The sequence below is a fragment of the Verrucosispora sp. FIM060022 genome (assembly GCF_003977705.1).
GTDB lineage: Bacteria > Actinomycetota > Actinomycetes > Mycobacteriales > Micromonosporaceae > Micromonospora > Micromonospora gifhornensis.
Window position 1 is genome coordinate 85,814 of sequence record NZ_RQIV01000013.1, and the last position, 26,250, is coordinate 112,063.

General features: G+C 75.0%; 9 protein-coding genes and 1 pseudogene. 1 reads left to right on the top strand and 9 read right to left on the bottom strand.

Annotated elements, in window-relative coordinates; genetic code table 11:
* Window positions 1–66 precede the first annotated feature (66 nt).
* The 6 genes from EG812_RS26305 to EG812_RS26330 form a co-directional block, all read right to left on the bottom strand.
* Window positions 67–1,686: a dipeptide ABC transporter ATP-binding protein gene (locus tag EG812_RS26305; RefSeq protein ID WP_126713144.1), complete on the bottom strand. Its 1,620-nt coding sequence runs from the start codon at window positions 1,684–1,686 to the stop codon at window positions 67–69.
* Window positions 1,676–2,527: an ABC transporter permease gene (locus EG812_RS26310; protein WP_233579644.1), complete on the bottom strand. Its 852-nt coding sequence runs from the start codon at window positions 2,525–2,527 to the stop codon at window positions 1,676–1,678. The genes EG812_RS26305 and EG812_RS26310 overlap by 11 nt, the downstream gene beginning before the upstream one ends.
* The gene (locus EG812_RS26315; RefSeq protein ID WP_013733046.1) at window positions 2,524–3,459 is read right to left on the bottom strand and encodes an ABC transporter permease; all 936 of its coding nucleotides are present in this window, start codon (window positions 3,457–3,459) and stop codon (window positions 2,524–2,526) included. The genes EG812_RS26310 and EG812_RS26315 overlap by 4 nt, the downstream gene beginning before the upstream one ends.
* A complete protein-coding gene (locus EG812_RS26320) occupies window positions 3,456–5,072 on the bottom strand; it encodes an ABC transporter substrate-binding protein (protein WP_013733047.1) in 1,617 nt (538 codons plus the stop codon). The genes EG812_RS26315 and EG812_RS26320 overlap by 4 nt, the downstream gene beginning before the upstream one ends.
* Window positions 5,073–5,159: 87 nt before the next feature.
* Complete coding sequence (locus EG812_RS26325; protein WP_013733048.1) at window positions 5,160–6,167, bottom strand: LLM class flavin-dependent oxidoreductase; 1,008 nt, start codon at window positions 6,165–6,167, stop codon at window positions 5,160–5,162.
* Window positions 6,168–6,234: 67 nt separating this feature from the next.
* Window positions 6,235–7,662, bottom strand: a complete 1,428-nt coding sequence (locus EG812_RS26330; protein WP_013733049.1) for a DHA2 family efflux MFS transporter permease subunit — start codon at window positions 7,660–7,662, stop codon at window positions 6,235–6,237.
* 83 nt (window positions 7,663–7,745) lie between these two features.
* Between EG812_RS26330 and EG812_RS26335 the strand changes: the two genes are divergently transcribed.
* Window positions 7,746–8,438, top strand: a complete 693-nt coding sequence (locus EG812_RS26335; protein ID WP_126713146.1) for a TetR/AcrR family transcriptional regulator — start codon at window positions 7,746–7,748, stop codon at window positions 8,436–8,438.
* 68 nt (window positions 8,439–8,506) lie between these two features.
* Here EG812_RS26335 and EG812_RS26340 read toward each other — a convergent pair.
* From EG812_RS26340 to EG812_RS26350, 3 genes and pseudogenes are all read right to left on the bottom strand, one after another.
* A pseudogene (locus tag EG812_RS26340) lies at window positions 8,507–11,467 on the bottom strand (type I polyketide synthase); the annotation flags it as partial.
* 14 nt (window positions 11,468–11,481) lie between these two features.
* On the bottom strand, window positions 11,482–22,419 hold the full coding sequence (locus EG812_RS26345; RefSeq protein WP_199743957.1) for a type I polyketide synthase: 10,938 nt from the start codon (window positions 22,417–22,419) through the stop codon (window positions 11,482–11,484).
* 76 nt (window positions 22,420–22,495) lie between these two features.
* The coding region (locus tag EG812_RS26350) for a type I polyketide synthase (RefSeq protein WP_126713148.1) at window positions 22,496–26,250 on the bottom strand (3,755 nt) is incomplete at its 5' end.

Below are 26,250 nucleotides of genomic sequence, written 5' to 3' on the forward strand. Positions count from 1 at the left end.
GACGATAGGGGCAGGCGCGCCGCTGCGGATACTGCGGCGACGCGGTCGCCGCAGACGGGATCTCGATCATGCGACTCCTTCGGGGTGGGCGGCGTAGGCGTCCCCCGGCCGGGGGAGAGCGGCGATGAGCTGCGCGGTGTAGGGGTGCGTCGGCCGGGCGAAGACCTCGGTCACCGGCCCGCTCTCCACGACCGTCCCGGCCCGCATCACCAGGACCCGGTCCGCCACGTGGTGCACCACCGCGAGGTCGTGGCTGATCAGCACCAGCGCGGTACCCAGGTCGGCGCGGATGTCGGCGAAGAGGTCCAGGATCTGTGCCTGCACCGAGACGTCCAGCGCGGAGACCGGTTCGTCGCACACGATGACCTCCGGGTCGCGGGCGAGCGCGCGGGCGATGGCGACCCGCTGCCGCTGCCCGCCGGACAATGTGCGCGGGTGCCGGTCGGCCATGGCCGGGTCGAGACCGACCTGGTCGAGCAGCTCGCGGACCCGGGCCCGGTCGACCCCCGCCTCGGCGATCAGCCGTCCCACCCGGTAGCGCGGGTCGAACGAGCCGAGCGGGTCCTGCTGCACCCACTGCACGCGGCCCCGCTGCCGCCGCGCCTCCGGCACCCCCGACCAGGGCTGCCCGAACAGCTCGATGGTGCCGGTGTCCGGTTCGAGGAGCCCGAGCAGCAGATGCGCGAGGGTGCTCTTGCCCGAGCCCGACTCGCCGACCACGCCGAGGATCTCACCGGCCGAAAGTGAGAACGACACCTCCGACACGGCCGCGAGCCGTGCCCCGCCCGGCCCGCGGAACGTCTTGGAGACCTCCCGGACCCGCGCCAGGACACCGGACGGACGCAGCGTACGGGTTCGCGCCGGTGTGCTGCGCGGCCCGGCCAGTCGGGCGCCGCGGGCGTGCGCGGAGGGTGTGGCCGCGAGCAACTGCCGGGTGTACGGGTGCTCCGGCGCGCGCAGCACGTCGGTCGTGCAGCCGGTCTCCACGAACTCTCCGTCGCGCATCACCGCGACCCGGTCGGCGAGCCGGGCCACCACGGACAGGTCGTGACTGATCAGCAGCACGGCGGTACCGGCTGCCTTGCGTGCCGCCAGCAGGTCAAGCAGCTTGGCCTGCAGGGTGACGTCCAGCGCGGTGGTGGGCTCGTCGGCCACCAGCACCGGCGGATCCGCGGCCATCGCGGCGGCGATCAGCGCGCGTTGGCGCAGACCACCGGAGAGCTGCTGCGGGTACTGCCGGGCACGCAGCTCGGGCTGCGGCACCTGGACGTCGGTGAGCAGTCGGTGGACCCGTCGCGCCACCTCACCCCGACGGACCAGACCGTGGTTGCGCGCCGCCTCGGCGACCTCGGCGCCGACGGTACGCAGTGGATCCAGCGCGGTGAGCGCGTCCTGCAACACCAGCCCCACCTGGGCGCCGCGTATCCGCCGCCACTCGCGGTCGCCCAGCCTGCTGAGTTCCTGGCCGGACACCACGAGCCGGTCGCTGCGCAGCCGTGCGCCGGGTCCGGCGAGGCCGACCAACGCGCGAGCCACCGTGCTCTTGCCCGACCCGGATTCGCCCACGATGGCCAGGCACTCCCCGGCGCGCAGGTGGAAGTCCACCCCGCGCACGGCGAACACCTCGGCGCGGCCGACGCGGTACGTCACGTGCAGCCCGGCGACGGACACGACCTCATCGTCCACCGGTGCCCCGTCCCTCGAACCGGGCGCGCAGGTCGGCGCCGACGACGTAGCAGGCGATCACCGCGGCGGTGACCACCAGGCCGGGAAACACCGTCAGCCCCCAGGCGCTGTCCAGGTAGTCCCGTCCCTCGGCGAGCATCGAGCCCCACTCCGGCGCGGGTGGCTGCGCGCCCAGGCCGAGGAAGCTCAGCGAGGCGCTGGCCATCAGCGCCGTACCGACGTCCACCGCCGCGAAGGCGAGCACCGGCGGCAGCGCGTTCGGCAGCACGTGACCGAAGAAGATCCCGACCCGGGACCGGCCCATCACCACCGCCGCCGACACGTAGCCCGACCGGCGGACCACCAGCGCCTGCCCCCGGGCCAGGCGCACGTAGCCGGGTACGGCGGCGCAGGCCAGGGCGATGGTGGTGTTCACCGCGCCCGGACCGAGCACGGCGATCACCAGCAGCGCCAGCAGCAGTCCCGGGAACGCCAACAGGATGTCGGTGATCCGCATGAACAGTTCGTCGACGGCTCGCCCGGCGGCGGCGGCCAGCACCCCGAGCAGCGCGCCCACGGTCACGGCCAGCGTGGTCGCGCCGAGCCCGATGAGCAGCGACATGCGGGTGCCGTACACCACCCGGCTGTAGACGTCACGCCCGAGCTGGTCGGTGCCGAACGGGTGGTGCGGGCTGATCGGCGCGAGCGCCGAGGCGGGGTCGACCGTGTCCGGCGCGGCGGTGGCGAGCAGCGCGGGCCAGGCGGCGGCCAGGGCGAGCAACCCGAGCCCGACCCAGGCCAGCACCAGGGCGGGACGGGCACGGGCCACCGGCGCGGTGACCGGGGTGAGGACGGTCGTCATGCCGCCCACTCCCGCAGCCGGGGGTCGACGACGCGGTACAGCAGGTCGACGACCAGGTTGATCACGGTGAACAGCGCGGCGGCGACCACCACCACGCCGATCACCACCGGCAGGTCGCGGCCGAGGATGGCGGTGACCAGCGTGCGCCCGAGGCCCGGCCGGCTGAACAGCGTCTCCACCACGACCGCGCCGCTGAGCAGCGCCCCCAGGATCCAACCGGACAGGGTGAGCACCGGGATGAGGGCGTGCCGCGCGGCGTGCCGCAGCCGCAGGGCCGTCTCGGTGGTGCCTCGGGCCCGCGCGCTGAGCGCGAAGGGCTCGTCGAGGGCCTGCTCCATGCTCTGCCGCAGCACCTGGGTGAAGATGCCGACCAACCCGATCGCCTGCGTGACGGCCGGCAGCACGAGCCCTTCCAGACCGCCGGCGCCGGCGGCGGGGAAGAGGTGCAGCTGGAACGACAGCACCGCGAGCAGGATGGTGCCCACCCAGAATGTCGGGCTGGAGGCGGTCACGAGTTCCAGCAGGATGCTGACCCGGCGCAGGGTGGGCCGCCGGCCGGCGGTGGCGACCGCGAGTGCCGTCGACACCACCAGCGCGAGCAGCAGGGAGGCGACCGCGAGCTGGACGGTCCAGCCGAGGTCCGCCACGATCACCTCGACGACCGGGCGGCGCAGCTGGTAGGACTCACCCAGGTCGCCGCGCGCGAGGCCACCCAGCATGTGCGCGTACTGGGTGGCCAGCGGCTTGTCGAGGTCGAGGTCGGCGCGGACCTGGGCCACCAGGTCGTCGCTCGGGGCCAGCGTGCCGATCACCGCGCGGACCGGGTCGCCCGGTGCGAGGTGCAGCGCCGCGAACGCCACGGTCGCGGCCCCGAGGACGACCAGGACGGCCAGGGCCAGCTTGCGCGCCAGCCACCGGAGGGCAGGACTCATCCGGCGATCCAGGCACCGGCGAACAGCGGGGTGGCGTTCGCGCCGAATTCGACGCCGTGTACGTGGCGGGCCACCCCGAGCAGGCTGGTGGGCACGTAGACCGGCAGGGAGACGGCGTTCTCGACCACGTACCGCTGCGCGTCGCTGTAGATGCGCTGGCGCTGTGCCGGGTCGAGGGTGCTCACGCCGTCGGTGAGCAGCTTGTCCAGCTCGGGGATGTCGAGGCCGAAGATGTTGCCGCCGCCCTCGGCGAGCGTCGACTTCGTGCCGAAGAAGTAGCGCAAGATGTCCGGGTCGGAGCGGGTGAAGCTGACGTCGAACAGGTCCAGCGCCCGCTTGCCGATCAGGTCGCCGATCGTGCCCTGGTCGACCAGCGTGTACTGGATCTCGATACCCACCTGCTTGGCCTGCGACTGCAGGCCCTGCCCGATCAGGTTCCGTTGGTCGCGTTCCATCGCGGCGGTGTGCGGCCAGCGCAGGGTGAGCCGACGGCCGTCCTTGAGTCGGTAACCGGCGCTGTCGCGCTGGGTCCACCCCGCCTCGTCCAGCAGGCGGTTCGCCTCGGCCTGGTCGAAGGTGAACGCGTCCCGGGTCGAGTCGTCGTACAGCGGGGTGGCCGGGGTCAGTGGGCTCCACGCGCGCTGGTTCTGCCCGAAGTAGATGCTCTTGACGAGCTGGTCGAGGTCCACCGCCCGACGCAGGGCCTGGCGGACCCGGATGTCGGCCAGGATCGCGTCGCGGGAGGAGTTCAGGAAGATGGTGTACGGGGCCCCGGGGACCTCGGTCTTGAGCAGGTGGGCGCTGCCCTGCACCGTGCGCGCCTTGCTCGCCGGCACGTCGGAGACCTGCACCTGACCGCTGGTCAGCGACCCGAGCCGGACGCTGTCCTCTGCCACGAACGTGATCCGTAGCGTGTCCAGGCGGGCCGGTCCCTGGTGGGTTGCCCCGCTCGGCGACCAGGCGTAGTCGGGGTAGCGACTCAGGTCGATGCCGACCTTCTTCTCCCACCGGACGAAGCGGAACGGCCCGGAACCGATCGGCTGTTCGCAGAGCCCGTCCTTGTTCTCCCGCAGTGACCGGGGGGACTGGATGCCCAGGTAGGGGGTGCTCAGCGTCTGGAGCAGTGCGGCGTCCGGACGGCTCAGCCGGACGGTGACGGTGGACGCGTCGGTGACCTCGGCGCTGCGGTAGGCGGCCAGCAGGCCCGCCGCGAAGCGGGACTCGGTGGCGGGATCGACGGCGTGGTCCAGGGTGGCCTTCACCGCCGCGGCGTCGAGGGTGGTGCCGTCGTGGAACCGTACTCCCGATCGCAGGTGGAAGGTGTAGGCCCGCCCGTCCGGCGCCGTCTCCCACCGCTCGGCCAGCCAGGGGTGGAAGCTCCCGTCCGGGGCCTGCCGCACGAGCGAGTCGAAGATGTTGCGGTTGATGACGCCGGTGACGTCCCGTGCGCTGACCGCGGGGTCGAGGCAGTCCGGTTCCACGGCGGTGGCGAAGGTCAGGGCGCCGCCCGTGGTGGGCTGGGCGTCGCCGGTCTGGGCCGCGGAGGTGCCGCAGGCCGCGGTGGCGGCGACCAGGAGCAGCAGAATGGCTGTCGAGCGGGTTGTCGTGCGCACGTCGGGAATCTCCTCAGGGCTGTCCGGTGGTGCGCCGCCACTGTGGGTGCCGCGCCTAAAGCTGGCCTAAACCCGCAGGTCGCGCGCCTACACGGCGATGCTGGCCCGGACGGCGTCGGCCAGCAGGGCGTAAGAGCGCACGCGGTCCTCCAGCTCGGGCAGGATGGTCAGCGCCATCAGCTCGTTCGCGCCGGTCTCCGCGTGCAACCGCTGGACCCGCTCGCGCACCGTTTCGGGGCCGCCCACTATCTGGCTGGTGATCCGCTCGGCGACGAAGGCGCGTTCGGCGTCGGTGTACGAGTGCTGCTGAGCCTGCGCCGCGTTCGGAAAGGGGTCCAGTCGACCGACGGTGCGGTGCCCGATCTGACCGAGCAGGTACGGCGCGATCAGCCGCTCGGCGTGCTCGTCGTTCTCGCCGACCACGACCACGGCCGACAGGATCGCGTGCGGATCGGCGAGGTGTGCCGAGGGGCGGAACGACTTCCGGTAGAGCTGCAGCGCGGTGGCGGTGAGGGTCGGGTTGATCTGGTGGGCGAACGCGTACGGCAGCCCGAGCGAGCCGGCCAGGCGGGCGCTGCCGGGGCTGGAGCCCAGGATCCAGACCGGTACCTCGGACTCGGCAGCGGCCACGGCGGTGATCTGCCGGGGACGCGGTGCCGGGCCGAAGTGGTCGATCAGCTCGGCGAGCTCCGTCGGGAACTGGTCGGCGCCGTCGGGTGCCCGGCGCAGGGCACGGGCCGTGGCGGCGTCGGTGCCGGGGGCGCGACCGACCCCGAGGTCGACGCGGCCCGGGTACAGCGCGGCGAGGGTGCCGAACTGCTCGGCGACCACCAGCGGGGGGTGGTTGGGCAGCAGGACCCCGCCGGAGCCCACCCGCAGCGTCGAGGTGGCCGCCAGCAGGGCGCCGACCAGGACGGGAGGCGTGGCGGTGGCCAGGCACGGGGTGTTGTGGTGCTCGGCCACCCAGTAGCGGGTGTAACCGAGCCGCTCGACCTCGACGGCGAGCTGCACGGAGTCGCGCAGGGCGCGCGTCGCCGTGGAGCCGCTCCAGACCGGAACGACGTCGAGGACGGATACGGGCGGTGTGTCGGTCATCGGGGCCTCTCTGGGTGGGTACGGGGCCGGTCGACTCGGGGGCGCCGACCGGCCCCGGGTTTGGGGGTCAGGCCGCGGCGGTCTCCGCATCGGCCGGTGTGGGGGTGACGGGCTGCGGGCGTCCGGGCAGGAACCTGCTGGCCAGTGCGACGATCACGCCACCGGCGACGGTCCACCAGAAGGCTTGGTCGAAGGAGTCGGCGGGCGTCCGGCCGTCGGTGAGGCCGCTCTGCACGATGAGCGCGACCACCGCCACGCCCAGCGACGCGCCGATCTGGTTGAGGATGAACAGGGTGCCGGTCGCGCCGCCCACCGCCTCGGGCGCGACGGTGCGGTAGACGGAGCCCATCGTCGGTGCGCCGACGAGGCCGAGGCCGAAGCCGGTCACGAGTTGGGCGGCGGTGAGCAGGACCTGCGAGGTGTCCGGTCCGGCCTGGGTGTAGACGAGGGCGCTGAGCGCGATCAGCAGGGCGCCGGTCGGTACCAGCCGGCGGGGGCCGAAGGTGTCGGCGAGCTTGCCGGCCACCGGCATGCCGACCATCGTGCCCAGCCCGAGCGGTACGAGCAGCAGTCCGGCGGCGAGCACGCCCTGCCCGCGCACCTGCTGGTAGAACAGCGGCAGCAGGAACAGCAGCGAGAACAGCATGCCGCCGAGCAGGAACATGGTGAGCACGCTGGAGGTGAAGCCGCTGCTGCGGAACAGGCGCAGGTCGATGAGCGGCTGTGCGGAACGCAGCGCGTGCGCCACGTACGCGGCGACCAGCACCACCCCCACGGCGAGCCCGACGATGACCCGGGTGGCACCGAACCCGGCCGTGCCGGCCTGCGACAGCGCGTAGATCAGGGCGGCGAAGCCGGGGGAGAGCAGGGCGACACCGATCAGGTCCAGCGGCGGCGCGGCGCCCGGCTCGGGCCGGTCGTCGCGCATGATCAGCAGCGCCAGGGCGATGGCCAGCAGCGCGATCGGCACGTTGACCAGGAAGATCCACTGCCAGGTCAGGTTCTGCAGGATCAGACCGCCGATGATCGGGCCGAGCACCGGTCCCAGGGTGATCGGGATGGAGATCAGGCCCATCGCGCGGCCCATCCGGCTCGGGCCGGCCGCCGTGGCGACCACGGTGAGCATGATGGGTTCGAGCAGGCCGCCGGCGAAGCCCTGGAACACGCGGAAGGCGATCAGGCTGCCCACGTCCCAGGCCAGGGCGCACAGCGCCGAGGCAACCAGGAAGAGGGTCAGCGCGGCCAGCCACACGCGGCGCGCGCCGAAGCGGGCCACCGCCCACCCGGCGAGCGGGATGGCGACGGCCACGGCGAGCAGGTAACCGGTGGCGACCCACGAGATCGTGCCCAGTGTGGCGTCGAAGTGGGCGGTCAGCGTCTCGACGCTCACGTTGATGATCGTGGCGTCGAAGTAGGACATCACCCCGCCGAGGACCATGACGCCGAGCAGGCGAAGCAGTGGGCCGTCGATGCGGTCGGATGGGGATTGGGTCATGGCCGTCTCCGGTTTTTGTCGGGCCGGTTCGATAGATTGAACTGATCAGTTCAGTTCGGCGCACTGCACGGTAACATGGCCGAATGACTGAGCGCGACACCCGAAACGCACCGCGCGGCAGGTTGGACAAGCGGCAGGCGATCATCGCCGCGGCCCTGCGCGTGTTCGCCCGCGAGGGCTACGGCCAGGCCAGCCTGGACACCATCGCGGCCGAGGCCGGGGTGGCGAAGCCGACCATCTACAACCACCTGGGCGGCAAGGAGAACCTGTTCCGGCACGTCCTCGCCGAGATCGCCGCGCGGTCGAACGCCAAGACCCTCGCAGCTCTCCAGACGTTCCCCACCGACCCCCAGGAGCTGCGCGACCACCTCAACACCGTCGGCCTGCGGCTGGCCGAATGCTTCGTCGACGAGCAGTCCTCGGCGCTGCGCCGGCTGCTGCACGCAGAGATCGCGCGCTTTCCCGACCTGTTCGACGTCGTGCTCGACAGCGGGCCGAACCAGGCCACCGAGGCGCTCGCGGGCCGGCTCGCACGGCTGGCCAACGCCGGCTACCTGACGATCGAGGACCCGATCCGCGCCGCCCGCCAATTCGTCGCCCTGCTCACCGACGAACTGCCCGCGATGACCGCGCTCGGCACCCGCCCGATCAACCCGGACGACCTGGAACGCGCGGTGACCGCCGGGGTGGACACGTTCCTGCGGGCCTTCGCCACACCGACCGACGCCCCGGCCGACCCGCCCGCGCGCGAGGCCGTCGGGCCGCTGCCAGACTGAGCCCCGGCGGGCCGCGCCGACCCGGCCGGGGCTGGTCGCCCGCCCCGGCCGCGTCCCGGGCCGCGGGCTCACGTCCGCGCGGCCCGTACGGCCCGCAGGTGCTCCGCCAGCGCGGCAGGGGTGGGGTGTTCGAACAGCGCCAGCGGCGACAGTTCCAGGCCGGTGCCCTCGCAGAGCCGGTTGCGCACCTCCAGCGCGGTGAACGACGACAGCCCGATCTCCACGAAGTTGTCGTCCGGGCCCACCGATTCCGGCGTGTCGTGGCCCAGCACCGCCGCCGCGTGCGTGCGGACCAGGTCGAGCAACCGCTCCTCGTGCGGCGTCGACTCCCGCGGCGGCTCGTCGGCCACCGGCGGCGGGGCGGTGGGCGCCGGGCCGGTCGGCGGGGACACCCAGTAGCGGCGGTGCTCGAAGGGGTACGTGGGCAGCGGCACCGCCGCCGTCCGCTCGTCGTGGAACGCCCGCCAGTCCACCCGAGCGCCGGTGACGTGGCTCGCCGCCAGCGCCCGGACGACGGTCAACGCCTCGGACTCGTCGCGGCGCAGGGTCGCCACGACGGGTGTCCCGGGGGCGTTCTCGCCGGCCAGGGCAGCCAGCACCGCGTCCGGGCCGACCTCCACGAAACGGCGTACGCCCGCCGAGGTGAGCGCGGACACGCCGGCGGCGAAGCGGACCTCCTGGCGCACGTGCCGCACCCAGTGCTCGGCGGTGAACGCCTCGACGACCGTGCCGGTCAGGTTCGACACGACCGGGATGCTCGGCGGGTGGTGGCGTACGCCGGCGGCGACCGCGCGGAACCCGTCCAGCACCCCGTCCAGGTGCGGGCTGTGGAAGGCGTGGCTGACCCGCAGTCGCGACGTCCGGTGCCCGGTGGCCGCCCAGTGGGCCGCGACCTCCTGCACCGCACCGGCGTCGCCGGAGACGACTGTCGAGCGGGGGCCGTTCACCGCCGCGACGGACACCTCGTGCTCGCGGCCGGCGAGGCTGGCCCGTACCTCGTCGGCGGCGGCCCGGATCGCAACCATTGCGCCCTCGGCCGGGGCCGCCTGCATGGCCGCACCCCGCGCCGCGACCAGCGCGACGGCGTCGGGCAGGTCGAGGACCCCCGCGACGTGCGCCGCGACCAGTTCGCCGAGCGAGTGACCGAGCAGCAGGTCCGGCCGCAGACCCCAGCCGCCCAGCAAGCGGACCAGGGCCACCTCCAGGGTGAACAACGCGGGCTGGGCGTACTCGGTGCGCAGCAGCAGGTCCTCGTCGGCCAGCACGCGGTCCAGGGGCTGGTCCAGGTGCCGGTCGACCTCGTCGGCGACCTCCCGCCAGGCGTCGCGGAAGGCGGGGAAGACCCGCCGCAGCTCGGTACCCATGCCGACGCGCTGGCTGCCCTGCCCGGAGAAGAGGAAGGCGGTGGGTCCCCGTACCGCCCGTCCCGGTGTCGTCTCCCCGGCGGCCAGCGCGTCGAGACCGCGCAGCAGGCCGTCGTGGTCGGCCGCCACCACGGCCGCCCGCCGGTCGAACGCGGTGCGGGTGGTGGCCAGCGCGACCGCCACGTCCAGCGGGTCGTGCGACGCGACGGCGAACCGTTCCCGCAGGCGCGCGGCCTGCGCGCGCAGCGCGCTGTCGGTCTTGGCGCCGAGCAGCCAGGCGACCGGGCGGGCGGAGGGCGTGGGCGGCGTGGGCGGCGGCTCCGGGTCGCCCTCCTCGATGAGCACGTGGGCGTTGGTGCCGCTGATGCCGAACGACGACACCCCCGCCACCCGGCGGCGTTTCCCGCGCGGCCACGGCTGCTCCTCGGTGAGCAGCCGCACCTTCCCCGCCGCCCAGTCGACGTGCGGAGTGGGCTCGTCGACGTGCAGGGTGCGCGGCAGGCGCTCGTGGCGCAGGGCTTCGATCACCTTGATCACCCCGGCCACACCGGCGGCGGTCTGGGTGTGCCCGATGTTGGACTTCACCGAACCCAGCCACAGCGGCTCGGCGCGGTCCTGACCGTAGGTGGCGAGCAGGGCCGCCGCCTCGATCGGGTCGCCCAACCGGGTGCCGGTGCCGTGCGCCTCCACATGGTCCACGTCGGACGGTCGCAGGCCCGCGTCGGCCAGCGCGGCGCGGATCACCTCCTCCTGCGCGGGGCCGCTCGGCGCGGTCAGCCCGTTGGACGCGCCGTCCTGGTTCACCGCCGAGCCGCGCAGCACCGCGAGCACGCGCCGGTGGTGGCGCCGGGCGTCGGCCAGGCGTTCCAGCACGAGCACCCCGACCCCCTCGGCGAAACCCGTTCCGTCGGCCGCCGCCGCGAACGCCTTGCACCGGGCGTCGGGCGAGAGCCCGCCCTGGGTGACGAACTCCGCCAGCAACGCCGGGGTGGCCATGACCGTGGCCCCGCCGGCCAGCGCGAGATCGCACTCGCCCCGGCGCAGCGCCTGCGCCGCCAGGTGCAGGGCCACCAGCGACGACGAGCAGGCGGTGTCCAGGGTGACCGCCGGGCCGCGCAGCCCCAGCAGATAGGCGATCCGGCCGGACGCCACGCTGGTGGCCGTGCCGGTCATGAGGTGGCCGTTGAGCTCCGGTGGGGTGCCGTACGCGGCGTAGTTCTGCGACACCAGGCCCGCGTACACCCCGGTGGCGCTGCCGCGCAGGGTGGTCGGGTCGATGCCGGCGCGCTCCACCGCCTCCCACGACGACTCCAGCAGCAGCCGGTGCTGCGGGTCCATGGCGGTGGCCTCGTGCGGGCCGATACCGAAGAACGCGGCGTCGAAGCCGGCCGCGTCGGACAGGAACCCGCCCAGCGGGCGGTGCGCGGGCGCGTCGGCGTACACCTCGTGCACCGCCCAACCCCGGTCGGTGGGGACGTCGCCGATGGCGTCGACACCGTCGGCCACGACGCGCCACAGGTCCTCTGGGGAGTGGACGTCGCCGGGCAGCCGGCAGGCGGCCGAGACGATCGCGATCGGTTCGCGTTCCGCCCTCGCCCTGGCGAGTTGGGCCTTGGTCTCCTGCAGCTCACCGGTGACCCACTTCAGGTACTCGACGAGCTTCTCCTCGCGTGTCTCGCTCACCCGGCGTCGACCTCCTGATAGTCGCTGCGAGACCCCCGGCCGAGCTGGGAGTCGATCAAGTCGAAGATCTCCTCGACCGTGGCCGAGTCGAGTTGCTTTCGGGTCTTGCGGGCGGGCGTCGCCGCGCCGGCCGGCCCATCGGCAGGCGGCACGAGCTGGTCGAGAAGGTGCGCGGCCAACTCCGCCGGCGTGGGGCGGTCGAACACCACAGTGGGTGGCAGCCGCAGACCGGTGGCGCGGGACACCCGGTTGCGCAGCTCCACCGCCGTCAACGAGTCGAAACCGCTGTCCTTGAACGCCCGGTCCACCACCACGGCGTCGGTGTCGGTGTGGCCCAGGACCGCCGCGACCTGTGTACGGACCAGGTCCACCAGCAGGGCCGTGCGCTCCGTCGGGGACAGCGGCAGCAGCCGCTCGCGCAGCGAGTCCGGCGACGCCGTCCCCGCCGAGCGGGCCACCCGGCGCACCGGCCGCACCAGCGCGCGCAGCACGGCCGGCACCACACCGGATCCGGTGCGGCCCCGGTCCAGGCGCAGCGGCGCCGGCACCAGCACCGGACGGTCGGCCGTCCAGGTGGCGTCGAACAAAGCCAGGCCCTGCTCGTCGGTCATCGGCAGCAGGCCGCCGCGTTCGATGCGGCCCAGGTCCGTGCCGCCCAGGTGGGCGGTCAGGCCGGTGGCCCGCGCCCACATGCCCCAGGCCAGCGACACGGCGGGCAGGCCGGCGCGGCGCCGCGCCGTGGCCAGCGCGTCCAGGAACGCATTGGCCGCCGCGTAGTTGGCCTGCCCCGCACCGCCCAGCAGACCCGACGCCGAGGAGAACAGGAGGAACGCCGACAGGTCCAGGTCCCGGGTCAGCTCGTGCAGGTGCCACGCGGCGTCGACCTTCGGTGCGAGCACCCGGGCGATCTTCTGCGGGGTCAACGACTCCAGGACGCCGTCGTCCAGGACACCGGCGGTGTGCACGACGGCGGTGAGCGGGTGCTCCGGCGGCACCGCCGCCAACACCCCGGCGACCGCCGCCCGGTCGGCCAGGTCGGCCGCCACCACGTCCACCCGTACGTCCAGGGAGGTCAACTCACCGACCAGCTCCGTCGCGCCGGGCGCGGCCGGGCCGGACCGGCTGACCAGCAGCAGGTGACGTACCCCGTGGGCGCGCGCCAGGTGCCGGGCGACGAGGCCGCCGAGGCTGCCCGTGCCGCCGGTGACCAGGACCGTGCCGTTCGGGTCGAGCGGGACCGGGGCGGTCAGGGCGATCTTGCCGATCTGCCGGGCCTGGCTGAAGTAGCGCAGCGCCTCCGGCGCCCGCCGGACGTCCCAGGCAGTGACCGGCAGCGGCGGAAAGACCCCCTGGTCGATCAGCCGGACCACCTCGGCGAACAGCTCGCCCACCCGCGCGGGGTCCAGGTCGAGCAGCTCGAACGCGTGGTAGTCGACGCCGGTGGGCATCTGCTCGGACGACCGCAGGTCCGCCACACCCATCTCCACGAACCGACCGCCCGGACCCAGCAGGCGCAGGGACGCGTCGATGAACTCCCCGGTCAGCGAGTTGAGCACCACGTCGACCGGGCCGAACCGGTCGGCGAAGTCGGTGTTCCGCGACGACGCCAGGTGCGCCTCGTCCAGGTCCAGCGCCGCCCACTTGGCCGGGCTCGCCGTGCCGAACACCTCGGCGCCCAGGTGCCGGGCGAGGTGCCCGGCGGCCAGACCGACCCCGCCGGCGGCGGAGTGGATCAGCACCCGCTCCCCGGGGCGCAGGTCCGCCAGGGTGACCAGCGCGTAGTAGGCGGTGGTGCAGACCGCCGGCGCTGTGGCCGCCTGCGCGAAGGACCATCCGGCGGGCAGGTGGGCGAGCAGCCGCGCGTCCACGACGGCGCGCGGGCCGATGGCGCCCTGGAGGAAGCCGTACACCCGGTCACCGGGGGCGAAGCCGGTGACACCGACGCCGACCTCGACCACCACGCCCGCACCCTCCGCGCCCAGCGGGGCGTCGCGGGGTACGACGCCCAGGGTGGCCAGCACGTCGCGGAAGTTCAGCCCGCAGGCGCGTACCGCGACCCGGACGTGCCCGGCCGGCAGCGGCGCTTCGGTCACCTCCGTCAGGCGCAGCTCGTCCACAGTGGTGCCGGCCGCCTCCAGCCGCCAGGCGCCCGGCGGCGGGACGAGGCCCCGGTTGGCGGCGGCGCGGGCCAGGCGCGGCACGTACCCGCGTCCCTCGCGGACGGCGATCTGCGGCTCGCCGGTCGCCACGGCCGCCGCCACCACGGCTGCCGACTCGGGCCGCCCGTCGGTGTCGACGAGCGTGAACCGGTCCGGGTTCTCCGTCTGCGCGCTGCGCAGCAGGCCCCACAGGGCGGCGTGCGCCAGGTCGGCGGCAGGATCGCCGGGGCGCACGGCCACCGCGTCGCGGGTCACGACGACCGCGCCCCGGTCGTCGGCCAGCCGGCCGGCGAGTTCGGCGATCGTGGACGTCACCAGCCGGCCGGTGGCCGCCACCGGGTCGTGCGCATCCGACGGTGCCACCACCAGCAGGTCCGGTTCGGTCACCGGGGTGTCCGGCAGGGCCAGTGGGGTCCAGTCGAGGACCAGCACGTCGGGGGCGTGCGGCGCGGTGGCCTCCGGGGACGGTGCCGCGCGCAGCACCAGCGACTCGATCTCGGCGACCGGTGCCCCGGTGGAGTCCGCCAGCGCCACCGCCACGGTGTCCTCGCCCCGCGGGCTGAGCCGTACGCGCAGGATGTCGGCGCCGGTGGCGAACACCCGTACGCCGGTGAAGGCGAACGGCAGGCGGACACCCGCGCCGAGGAAGTCCCCGAACGCCAGCGCGTGCAGGGCCGCGTCGAGCAGCGCCGGGTGCAGGCCGTACCCCTCCGGGTTGAGGCCCTCGGGCAGCCGGACCTCGGCGAAGACCTCCTCGCCGCGCCGCCAGGCGGCCCGCAGTCCCCGGAAGGCCGGGCCGTACCCGTAGCCGGACGCGGCCAGCTGCGGGTACAGGCCCTCGACGTCGACGGCCTGCGCCCCTGGTGGCGGCCAGGCGCCCCAACCGGCCGGCGCGGGCGGCTCGGTGGGAAGCAGGACGCCGGAGGCGTTGCGTACCCAGGCGTCGCCGGCGCCGCGCGAGTACACGCGCAGCCCGCCGTCGCGGACCTGGACCTGCACGTCCACGCCCCCGCGCTCGGGCAGCACGCAGGGCGTCTCCAGGGTCAGCTCCGCCACCCCGGCAGCGCCGGCGGCCTCCGCGGCCTGGGCGCACAGCTCGACGAACGCCGCGCCCGGCAGCAACGGCACGCCCGCCACCGTGTGGTCGGCCAGCCACGGGTGGCTGTCGAGCGACAGCCGGCCGGTGAGCAGCACGCCCTCGTCGTCGGCCAGGTCGACGGCCGCGCCGAGCAGTGGGTGCGCGGTGGCAGCCAGCCCGAGCCCGGTGGCGTCGACCGGCCGCGTCGTCGCGTCGAGCCAGTAGCGGTCGCTGGCGAACGCGTACGTGGGCAGGTCCACCAGCCGTGCGTCGGCGCCCACGGCCGGACGCCAGTCCACCGCCACGCCGGTGACGTACGCCTCGGCCAGCGCGGTGAGGAAGCGGCGGCGGTCGCCCTCGTCCCGGCGCAGCGTGCCCAGCGCGACCGCCCCGGTGACCTGCTCGGTGACGGTGGTCAGCACCGGGTGAGGGCTCATCTCCAGAAAGGTGCGGTGCCCCTCGGCGTGCAGCCGGCGGACCGTCTCGTCGTAGCGCACGGTGCTGCGCAGGTTCGTGTACCAGTAGTCGGCCGTGAGCGTGGTGGTGTCCAGCGCCTCGGCGGTGACCGTGGAATAGAACGCGATCTCGGCGGGCCGGGGTTGCACGGTCTCCAACGCGGCCAGCAGTTCCTCACGCAGTGCCTCCACGTGCGCGGAGTGTGAGGCGTAGTCGACCGGCAGGATCTTCACCCGGACCTCCTCGGCGGCACACGTGGCGGCGATGTGGTCCAGCACGCCCGGGTCGCCGGCGATCACCGTGGTGTCCGGACCGTTGGTCGCGGCGACGGCCACCGTGTGGCCCCAGCGCCGGGTGACCTCTCCGACACCGAGTGCGACCGAGGCCATGCCGCCGGTCCCGGCGATCGCCGTGATCGCCCTGGCCCGCAGCGCCACCACGGCGGCGGCGTCGGCCAGGCTGAGCGCGCCGGCCACGTGGGCGGCGGCGATCTCACCCTGGGAGTGGCCGACCACCGCGTCGGGCGTGACGCCGTGGTGCTGCCAGAGCCGGGCCACCGACACCATCACCGCCCAGAGCGCGGGCTGCACGACGTCCACCCGCCGCAGGGCCTCCTCGTCGGCGAGCACGTCGAGCAACGCCCAGTCCACGTGCGGTGCCAGCGCGGCGGCGCAGGCGTCCAGGGACTCGCGGAAGGTGGGTTCGTCGCGGTACAGGTCCAGGGCCATGCCGGTCCACTGCCCGCCCTGCCCGGGGAAGACGAAGACCACCTTGCCCGGCTCGTCGGCGTCGCCCACCGGACCGGTGAACGTCGCGTCGTCCAGCGCCCGTAGGCCCTCGGCCAGCTCGTCGGCGTCGTCCGCGAGCACGACGGCCCGGGTGGCGAGGGAGGTGCGGGCCGCGAGGGTACGGGCCACGTCGGCGGGATGCCGGTCGGCCACGGCGGGGAGCAGGCGGGCGGCCTGTCGGCGCAGCGCCGCCGGGTTGGCGGCGGACACCGGCACCGGTACGAGGCGGCCGGCGCGCACCGGCGGCACCTCGAGCGGGTCGCCCTGCTCGACGACGACGTGGGCGTTCGTGCCGCTCATGCCGAACGAGGACACCCCGGCGCGGCGCGGCCGGTTCGACTCCGGCCAGGGCCGCGCCTCGGTGACCAGCCGGACCGCACCCGCCGACCAGTCCACGTGCGGGGTCGGCTCGTCGACGTGCAGGGTCCGAGGCACCAGCCCGTGTCGCATGGCGGCGACCATCTTGATCACGCCGCCGACACCGGCTGCGGCCTGGGTGTGGCCGATGTTCGACTTCAGCGAGCCGAGCAGCAGCGGCTCGTCGCGGCCCTGCCCGTAGGTGGCGATGATCGCCTGCGCCTCGATCGGGTCGCCCAGGGTGGTGCCGGTGCCGTGCGCCTCCACCACGTCGACGTCGGACGGGCGCAGCCCCGCGTCGGCCAGCGCACCCAGGATGACCCGCTGCTGCGACGGCCCGTTGGGTGCGGTGAGCCCGTTGGACGCGCCGTCCTGGTTGATGGCGGTGCCCCGGATGACGGCCAGCACCGGCCGACCATCGCGCCGCGCGTCGGCGAGCCGCTGCACCAGCAGCAGGCCGACGCCCTCGGCGAAGGCGGTGCCGTCGGCGGCGGCGGCGAACGCCTTGCAACGGCTGTCCGGGGACAGGCCCCGCTGGCGCGAGAAGCCGACGAAGATGTCCGGGTTGGACAGCACCGTCGCACCACCCGCCAGGGCCAGGTCGCACTCGCCGCGGCGCAGCGACTGCACGGCCAGGTGCAGCGCCACCAGCGACGAGGAGCACGCGGTGTCCACGGTGACCGCCGGGCCCTCCAGGCCGAGGGTGTAGGCGATGCGGCCGGAGGCGATGCTGCCGGCGCTGCCGATGCCGAGGTATCCCTCCAGGTCGGCGGGGATCGGGTCGGCCCGGGAGCCGTAGTCGGTGTAGACGACCCCCGCGAAGACCCCGGTACGGCTGCCGCGCAGCGTCGTGGGGTCGATCCCGGCCCGCTCGAACACCTCCCAGCCGGTCTGCAGCAGCAGCCGCTGCTGCGGGTCCATGCCGGTGGCCTCGCGGGGGCTGATGCCGAAGAATTCCGGGTCGAACCCGGCGGCGTCGTAGAGGAAGCCGCCCTCACGCGCGTACGTGCGGCCGGTGGCCTCCGGGTCGGGGTCGTACAGGTCCGCCGGCCATCCCCGGTCGGTCGGGAACGGTCCCACCGCGTCGAGTTCCGACACCACCGCCTGCCACAACGCCTCGGGGTCGGCGATGCCGCCCGGATAGCGGCAGCCCATCGCGATGATGGCGATCGGTTCGTCGCTGGCGACCGCCACCGGAGCGGCGGCCACGGCGGCACGGCCGAGCAGGTCGTCGCGCAGGTGTTCGGCCAGAGCGCCGGGAGTGGGGTGGTCGAAGATCAGCGTCGCGGGCAGGGCCCGCCCCAGCGCGGTGTTGAGACGGTTGCGCAGCTCGATGGCGGTGAGCGAGTCGAACCCGAGGTCCTTGAAGGCGCGGCGCTCGTCGATGCCGCTGGCGTCGTCGTGGCCCAGCACCCCGGCGACATGGGTACGGATGGTGTCCAGCAGCAGACGGCGCCCCTCGGCGGGGGAGGCGCCGGCCAGCCGGGCCGCCAGGCCGGTGGCACCGCCGGGCAGCGCCGGCACGAGGGCCCGCAGCGCCACGGGCAGCGTGCCCGCCCGCGCCTGCCCCCGCAGCCCCGCCCGGACCAGGGGCGCGGCCACCACGTCGACGTCGTGCGCCAAGACCTGCGCGAACAGTGCGGCCAGGCGGGCGTCGTCGAGGGACACCAGCCCGAGCCGGCGGGTGCCGGCCGACGGACCCCAGGCGACGACCTGGGCGGGCAGCCCGTCGGCGCGACGGCGGGCCGCGAGCGCGCCCAACCCGGTGGTGGCCGCCGCCACGGCGGCCTGCCCGATGCCGCCCAGCACACCCGCCGCCGAGCCGGACAGCACGAACCGGGTCAGCGGCAGGTGCGCGGTCAGCTCGTGCAGGTGCCGGGCCGGCGCCACGATCCGCTCGACCAGGGCCGTGAGGTCCTCGGGGCTCAGCGCGGCCAGCGGCGCGTCGGCCGTGGGCTGCATGGCGTGCACGACCGTGCGCAGGTTCGCGGCGCGGTGGACCGCCTCGGCGAGCACGGCACGGTCGGTGGGATCACCGGTGAGCACCTCGGTGGGTACGCCCACGTCGGCTGGTGCCGTGCCGTCCACGTCCACCACCACCAGCCGGTCCACGCCGTGGCGCGCCAGCGTGCGCAGCACGGCGTCGCGCAGCGCTCCGGCCTCCCCGACGATCAGGGCCGTGCCGTCCAACTCGACGGGGCGGCCCGGCGCGGTGAGCGGCGCGAGCCGGGGCGTACGCAGCTCCGCACCATGGACCGCCACCTGCGGCAGCCCGGCGGCCACGGCGTCGCGCAGCGCGTCGGCGTCGCGCCCGTCCCACTCGACGAGGCCGACCCGCCCGGGCTCCTCCAGTTGCGCGCACCGGACCAGACCCGTCACCGTGCCCGCCCCGCGGGCCACCACCACCTGGCGCGGCCCGTCCGGCTCGGCCAGCCCGCCGCGAAGCACGGCCAGCGCGGCGGGACCGGCGTCGCCGGGCAGCTCGTGCGGCACCGGCTCGGTTGCGGCGGCACCCCGGGGCCGGGCCACGGGGGCCCACTCCAGCGTGAACAGGGGGTCGTGGTGCCCGGCGGCCGACACCACCGGCACCGGACCCAGCACCACCTCGGCGATCTCGACCACCGGCGCACCGGCGGAGTCGGTCAGCGACACGGCCCACGAGTCGCCGTCGCGGCGGCGTACCGACGCGCGGGTCGGCTGGCCGTCCGGCTGCGGCAGCCGTACCCCGCGCCACCGGCTCGGCAGCCGGGCGTCGCCCCGGCCGAAGGCGGGCAGCAGGGCGGCGTCGAGCAGCGCCGGGTGCAGCGTGAAGCGTCCCTCCGGCGGCGACGCGAGGTCGGCGACGTACCCGTCGGCGTCGCCGGACACCGCCGTGGGCGCCGAGGCCAGTTCCACACCGGCCGCGGCGAGCCGCTCCACCGCCTCGTCCGGGGCGAGCGGTGCGCCCGGCACCGGCCGGTGCGGCGGGAGGTCCTGCGCCGTGGCCGGGACGAGCACACCGTGACCGTGCCGGGTCCAGGGCGCCTCGTGGTCGGGCCGGGCGTACACGCCGATCTCCCGGTCGCCGTCGGCGCCGGCCGGCGCCACCACGACCTGCAACCAACCGGCGGTGGCGGACAGCACCAAAGGCGTCTCCACGCTGAACTCGCCGACCGCACCCAGACCGGCCAGCTCGCCCGCCCGTAGGGCGAGGTCGAGCAGCGCGGTGCCGGACAGCACGGGTACGCCGCCGACCCGCAGCTCGGCGGCGGCCCGGTCCGCTCCGGGCACCAGCCGCCCGGTGAGCACCAGCGTGCCGTCGCCGGCCACGTCGACGGCACCGCCGAGCAGCGGGTGGTCGGTCGGGCCCACCCCCACCCCGGATGCGTCGCCGGTCCGCGCGGGCGCGTCCAGCCAGTAGCGGGACCGCTGGAAGGCGTACGTCGGCAGGGGCACACGGCGCGCCGGGCCGATCGCGGCGGACCAGTCCACCGGTACGCCCACGGCATGCACCGCACCCAGCGACGTGATGAAACGCCGACGGTCGCCCTCGTCGCGGCGCAGCGTGCCGAACGCGCCCTCGCCGAGCACCGGCGTCAGTACCGGATGCGGGCTGATCTCGACGAAGATCCGGTGGCCCTGTTCGCGTAGCCGGGTCACCGCCTGGTCGAACCGGACGGTGCTGCGCAGGTTGGTGTACCAGTAGTCGGCGGTCAGGCCCCGGGTGTCGAACTCCGCACCGGTGACGGTGGAGTGGAACGGGACCCGGGCCTCGGTCGGGGTGAGGTCGCGCAGCGCGTCGAGGATCGGCTCCCGCACGGGCTCCACGTGCGCCGAGTGGGAGGCGTAGTCCACCGGCAGGACCCGGGCCCGGACTCCCTCGGCGTCGTACGCGGCGACCACCTCGGCGACGGCCTCTGGTTCACCGGCGACGACCGTCGCGTCGGCGGAGTTCGTCACGGCCACGGTGATCCGGTCGCCCCACCGCTCGGTGATCTGCTGTGCGGGCACAGAAACCGACGCCATGGCACCGCGACCCGCGACGGCGGTGATGGCCCGCGCCCGCAGCGCCACCACGGCCGCGGCCTGCTCCAGCGACAGGGCACCCGCGACACAGGCGGCGGCGATCTCGCCCTGGGAGTGGCCGACGACCGCGTCGGGGGTCACGCCGTGGTGCTGCCACAGCGCCGCCAGTGACACCATCACCGCCCACAGGGCGGGCTGGACGACGTCGACGCGTCCGAGGGCGTCGGCGTCGGCCAGCACGGCCCGCAGCGACCAGTCGACGTGCGGGGCCAGGGCCCGCTCGCAGTCGTCCAGCGCCGCGCGGAACACCTCGTCCTCGCGGTACAGGTCCAGGGCCATGCCCGCCCACTGGGCGCCCTGGCCGGGGAAGACGAACACGACCCCGCCGGGGTGCCCGGCCGTGCCGCGCACCGGCGGCTCGTCGCCGTCCGCGACGGCGTCCAGGGCGGTGCGCAGCTCGTCGAGGTCGGCGGCAACGAGGACGGCCCGCTCGGCGAGCGGGGTACGGGTGGTGGCCAGCGAGTGCGCGACGTCGGCCACCGTGAGGTCAGGGTGGGCGTCGAGGTGCGCGCGGAGCCGGGCCGCCTGCGGCCCGAGAGCCGACGCGGTGTGCGCCGACAGCACCACCGGCACCGGCTTGCGCGCGAGCACGTCGTCCGGTGGCGCGTCGGCGACCCCGTCGGGGTCGCCCTCCTCCAGGATCACGTGCGCGTTGGTGCCGCTGATGCCGAAAGAGGACACGGCCGCCCGCCGGGGCCGCTCCCGCGCCGGCCAGTCGCGGGCCTCGGTGAGCAGACGGACGTCACCGACGCTCCAGTCGACGTGCGGGGTGGCCTCGTCGGCGTGCAGGGTGGCGGGCAGGAGCCCGTGCCGCATGGCCTGCACCACCTTGATCACCCCGCCGACGCCGGCCGCCGCCTGGGTGTGCCCGATGTTCGACTTGAGCGAGCCCAGCCAGAGCGGCTCCGTGCGCCCCTGCCCGTACTCGGCCAGCAGCGCCTGGGCCTCGATCGGGTCACCGAGCCGGGTGCCGGTGCCGTGCGCCTCCACCAGGTCGACCTCGGCGGGCTCCAGGCCGGCACTGGCCAGCGCCGCCCGGATGACCCGCCGCTGCGCCGGGCCGTTGGGCGCGGAGAGCTGGCTGCTGCGGCCGTCCTGGTTGACGGCGCTGCCGCGCAGCAGCGCGAGCACCGGGTGACCGTTGCGGCGGGCGTCGGCGAGCCGTTCGACAAGCACCAGGCCGACGCCCTCGGCCCAGCCCGTGCCGTCGGCCGAGGCCGCGAATGCCTTGCACCGCCCGTCCGGCGACAACCCCCGCTGGCGGCTGAACTCCACGAACAGCTCCGGCGTGGCGATGACCGTCACGCCGCCGGCCAGCGCCAGGTCGCACTCGCCGCGCCGCAGCGCCTGCGCCGCGAGGTGCAGCGCCACCAGCGACGACGAGCACGCCGTGTCGACGCTCACCGCCGGCCCCTCCAGGCCGAGGGTGTACGCGATCCGGCCGGTGGCCACGCTGCCCGCGCTGCCGGTGCCCACGTACCCCTCGAAGCCCGCCGGGATCGGGCGCAGGCGGGCACCGTAGTCGCCGTACATGACCCCGGCGAACACGCCGGTCCGGCTGCCACGCAGCGAGTCCGGTGCGATCCCGGCCCGCTCCACCGCCTCCCAGGCGGTCTCCAACAGCAGCCGCTGCTGCGGGTCGATGGTCAACGCCTCACGGGGGCTGATCCCGAAGAACTCCGGGTCGAAGTCGGCGGCGTCGTGCAGGAAACCCCCCTGCCGGGTGGTGGACGTGCCCGGGTGCTCCGGGTCCGGGTCGTACAGCTCGTCCAGTGGCCAGCCCCGGTCATCGGGGAACCCGCTGATCGCGTCGGTGCCGGACGCCACCAGCTGCCACAGGTCCTCCGGCGAAGCCACCCCGCCGGGGAAGCGGCAGGCCATCGAGACGATGGCCACCGGCTCCCGGTCGGCCGACTCCACCTCGGTCAGGCGCCGGCGGGTCCGCAGCAGGTCGTCGGTGACCCGCCGGAGGTACTCGCGCAGCTTCTGCTGGTCGGCAATGCTGTCCGTCCCCTTGCTCGGTGTGGTCATCGCCGGTCTCCTCCGGTCGTGGCGGTGGTGGGCCGCGACCGTCGGGTCGTCGCGTGGGCCGTGGTGTCGCAGGTGCTCATCGCTCTCCCAGCTCCGTGTCGATCAGGGCGAACAGGTCCTCGTCGGACACCTCGTCCAACTCGTGCGGTTTCTCGTCGTCGGCCGCCTCCTCGCCCACCAGCTCGTGTCGCAGGTAGTGGGCGAGCGCGGTGGGTGTCGGATGGTCGAACACCACCGTCGACGGGGTGCGGACGCCGGTGTCGGCACCGAGGCGCCCGGCCAGCTCGACGGCGGTGAGGGAGTCGAAGCCGAGGTCCATCAACCCCCGGTCGGGTGCCACGGCTGCGACGGAGGAGTGGCCGAGGACCTCGACGATCGTGCTGCGGACCAGCTCCAGCAGCAGCCGGTGCTGCTCGGCGGCGCCCCGCCCGGCGAGCCGTCGGGGCCAGTCCTGCTGCGGCGTGGTCGCCGTGGTCGCCGGGGCCAGCCCGGCCAGCACCGGTGCGACCCGCGTCGCCCGCTCCGGCTGGAGCGCGGCGGGCACCAACAGTGCCTCCCGGGCACCGAGGCAGGCGTCGAAGAGGGCCAGGCCCCGCTCGACCGGCAGGGGCGCCACACCGGTCCGCGCGATGCGGGCACGCTGCGTCTCGTCCAGCGCGGCACCCATGCCCGGCGCGTCCCACAGGCCCCAGGCCAGGCTCACGGCCGGCAACCCGGCGGCCCGGCGATACGCGGCGAGGGCGTCCAGGCCGGTGTTCGCGGCCGCGTAATTGGCCTGGCCGGCGTTGCCCACCAGCCCGGCGAGGGAGGAGAACAGCACGAACGCCGCCAGGTCCTGCTCGCAGGTCAGCTCATGCAGGTGCCACGCCGCGTCCACCTTCGGGCGCAGCACCTCGGCGAAGCGCTGCGGCGTCAACGTGGCCAGCGGCCCGTCGGACACCACCCCGGCCGCGTGCACCACGGCGGTGAGCGGGTGCGCGGCGGGGACGGTGTCGAGCACCCGGGCCAGCGCCGCCCGGTTGGCCGCATCGCAGGCCGCGACCCGCACCGTGGCGCCCAGGGCGGTCAGCTCGGCGGCCAGCGGTTGCATCCCGCCGCGCCGGCCGAGCAGCAGGAGCCGCCGTACGCCGTGGTGGGTGACCAGGCGCCGGGCCGTCAGTGAGCCGAGGGCTCCACCCGCACCGGTGACCAGGACCGTCCCGTCCGGATCGAGCCGGGGCGGCTGCGGCGCGGCGGCGGTGCGGGCGAGTCTCGGCACGGTGATCCGCCCGTCGCGCACCACGAGCTGCGGCTCGCCGGTGGCCAGCGCCCCCGGGACCAGGGTCCGCGACCGGGGGTCGCCGTCGCTGTCGAGCAGCACGAACCGGTCGGGATGCTCGGTCTGGGCCGCCCGTACGAGGCCCCACAGCACCCCGTCGGCCGGGTCGGTGACCTGGTCGGTGGCGACCACCAGCCGGGCTTCCGGCGGTCCCTGCGCCAGCCAACGGCGAAGCAGCTCCGCCACCTCGGTGACCCGGTCGTGCGCCCGTTCGACGATGTCGTCGGTGCTGGTGGACAGCTCGGCGTAGCGGGGCAGCCCGACGTCCCGGCCGACGCTCGGCCACACCGTCCCACCGGTGGCCGGCCGCACCGGGGTGAGTCGGACGGCGTACAGGTCGGGCAGGCCGCGCGCAACGGCCCGGACGGTGAGGTCCGCCGTGGCCACCGGCCGGTCGTCGGTGTCGGTGAGGGTGAGGGCGACACGGTCGGTGCCGGTCCGGCGGATCCGGGCCCGCAGCGTCGTCGCCCCGGTCGCGTGCACCGTCACCGACGACCAGACGTGCGGTACCCGGGTCTGCTCGTCGTCGAGCAGGTCCAGGGCCAGCGGGTGCAGCGCCGCGTCGAGCAGCGCCGGATGCGGCGCGGCGTGCCCGTCGGCGTCGACCGGGCCCACCTCGGCGTAGAGGTCGTCGCCGAGGCGCCACGCGGCGCGCACCCGGCGGCAGCCGGGGCCGTACGCGTAACCCGCGTCGGCCAGTCGCGCGTAGTCCACGTCGAGCGGCTCGGCACCGGCCGGCGGCCACGACCCGAGCGCCTCGGCGGGCTGCTCGACGGTGTCCAGCGTGCCGGAGGCGTGCCGGGTCCACCCGCCGCCGGCCGGCCGGGCGTACACCGTCACCTGCCCCTGCTCGTCGACACCGACCCGCAGGTCGGCCGCGCCGCCGTCATCGGGCAGCACCAGCGGCGCGTGCAGCGTCAGCCGCCGCACCGTGGGTCGCCCCGCCGCGGCCGCGGCATGCAGGACCAGGCTCAGCAGTGTGGCGCCGGAGACCACGGTCTGGCCCAGCACCACGTGGTCGGCCAGCCAGTCGGCGTCCTCGGCGGCCACCCGGCCGGTGAACAGCACGGCACCCTCGGGCAGCTCCACCGCCGCGTCGAGCAGCGGATGACCGCTCCCGCCGGTGGTGCGGGGTGCGGTGGGCGTCAGCCAGTACCGGCGGCGTTGGAAGGGGTAGGTGGGTAGCGGCACCCGCCGAGCGCCCAGCTCCCCGAAGAAGGTCGCCCAGTCCACGGTCGCGCCCGTGTCGTGCAGCGCGGCCAGCGCCGTGACGAAGGCGCTCTCCTCGTCGTGGTCGCGCCGCAGCGTGGCGATTCCCGTCGGCCCGGTCACCGGGGTCAGCGCGGCGTCCGGACCCACCTCCAGGACGCGCCGTACGCCCCACTCGGCCAGCGACCGTACGCCGTCGCCGAAGCGGACCGCCTCGCGCAGGTGCCGCACCCAGTACCCGGGGTCGGTGGGGGAACCGGGCAGCAGGGAGATCAGCGGGATGGTGGGCTCGGAGAACCGCAGCGTGGCCGCCACCGCCCGGAACTCCTCCAGCACCGGGTCCATCCGGGCGGAGTGGAAGGCGTGGCTGACCCGTAACGGGGTGACCCGTCGGCCCGCGTCGCGCAGGGCCTGGGTGACCGCTGCGACGGCCTCCGCGTCACCGGACACGACGACCGCGTCGTCGGCGTTGACGGCGGCGATCTCCGCACCGGGCACCAGCAGCGCCAGTACCTCGTCCTCGCCTGCCCGGACGGCGGCCATGGCCCCACCCGGGGCCAGTCCTCCCATCAGGCGTCCCCGCGCGGCGACCAGCGTGGCGGCGTCGGGTAGGTCGAGCACCCCGGCGACGTGCGCGGCGGCCAGCTCGCCGACGGAGTGCCCGAGCAGCACGTGCGGGGTGACTCCGTAGTGGGCCAGCAGCCGGAACAGCGCCACCTCCACGGCGAAGATGGCCGGTTGGGCGTACTCGGTGCGTTCCAGCAGGTCGCCGTCGGCGAGCACGTCGAGCAGCGGCGACGGCAGGTGCGGGTCGAGGGCTTCGGCCACGGACGCGAGCGCGTCGGCGAACTGAGGGAACCGGGCGGCCAGTCCCAGCCCCATTCCGGCGCGCTGGCTGCCCTGGCCGGTGAACGCGAACGCCGTGGGCCCGTCCACCGGCTGTACCGGCTGCAGCCGCGCGGTGGGAAACTCCGGGCGGTCCCGGCCGACCACGGACGCCCGCAGGGCGAGCGGGCTGCGGCCCAGCGCCAGCGTCGCGGCGATGTCCACGGGCGCGGCGTCGACCTCCCCGAGCAGCCGCGCGTACGCGGTGAGCGCCTGCCGGCTGGTCCCGGACAGCAGCCACGGCACCACGGCGGTGCCCGGTGCAACGGTCCCGGTCCCGGTGTCGACGGCGTCGCCGTGTTCGAGGATGACGTGGGCGTTGGTGCCGCTGATGCCGAAGGAGGAGACGGCGGCGCGGCGGGGTCGGCCGGTGTCGGGCCAGGGTGTGGCTTCGGTGAGGAGGGTGACCTGGCTGTCGG

Coding starts and splice junctions, on each gene's coding strand:
- EG812_RS26325 (WP_013733048.1), bottom strand. CDS start 6,167: ATGACCGACACACCGCCCGTATCCGTCCTCGACGTCGTTCCGGTCTGG.
- EG812_RS26315 (WP_013733046.1), bottom strand. CDS start 3,459: ATGAGTCCTGCCCTCCGGTGGCTGGCGCGCAAGCTGGCCCTGGCCGTC.
- EG812_RS26310 (WP_233579644.1), bottom strand. CDS start 2,527: ATGACGACCGTCCTCACCCCGGTCACCGCGCCGGTGGCCCGTGCCCGT.
- EG812_RS26335 (WP_126713146.1), top strand. CDS start 7,746: ATGACTGAGCGCGACACCCGAAACGCACCGCGCGGCAGGTTGGACAAG.
- EG812_RS26345 (WP_199743957.1), bottom strand. CDS start 22,419: ATGACCACACCGAGCAAGGGGACGGACAGCATTGCCGACCAGCAGAAG.
- EG812_RS26330 (WP_013733049.1), bottom strand. CDS start 7,662: ATGACCCAATCCCCATCCGACCGCATCGACGGCCCACTGCTTCGCCTG.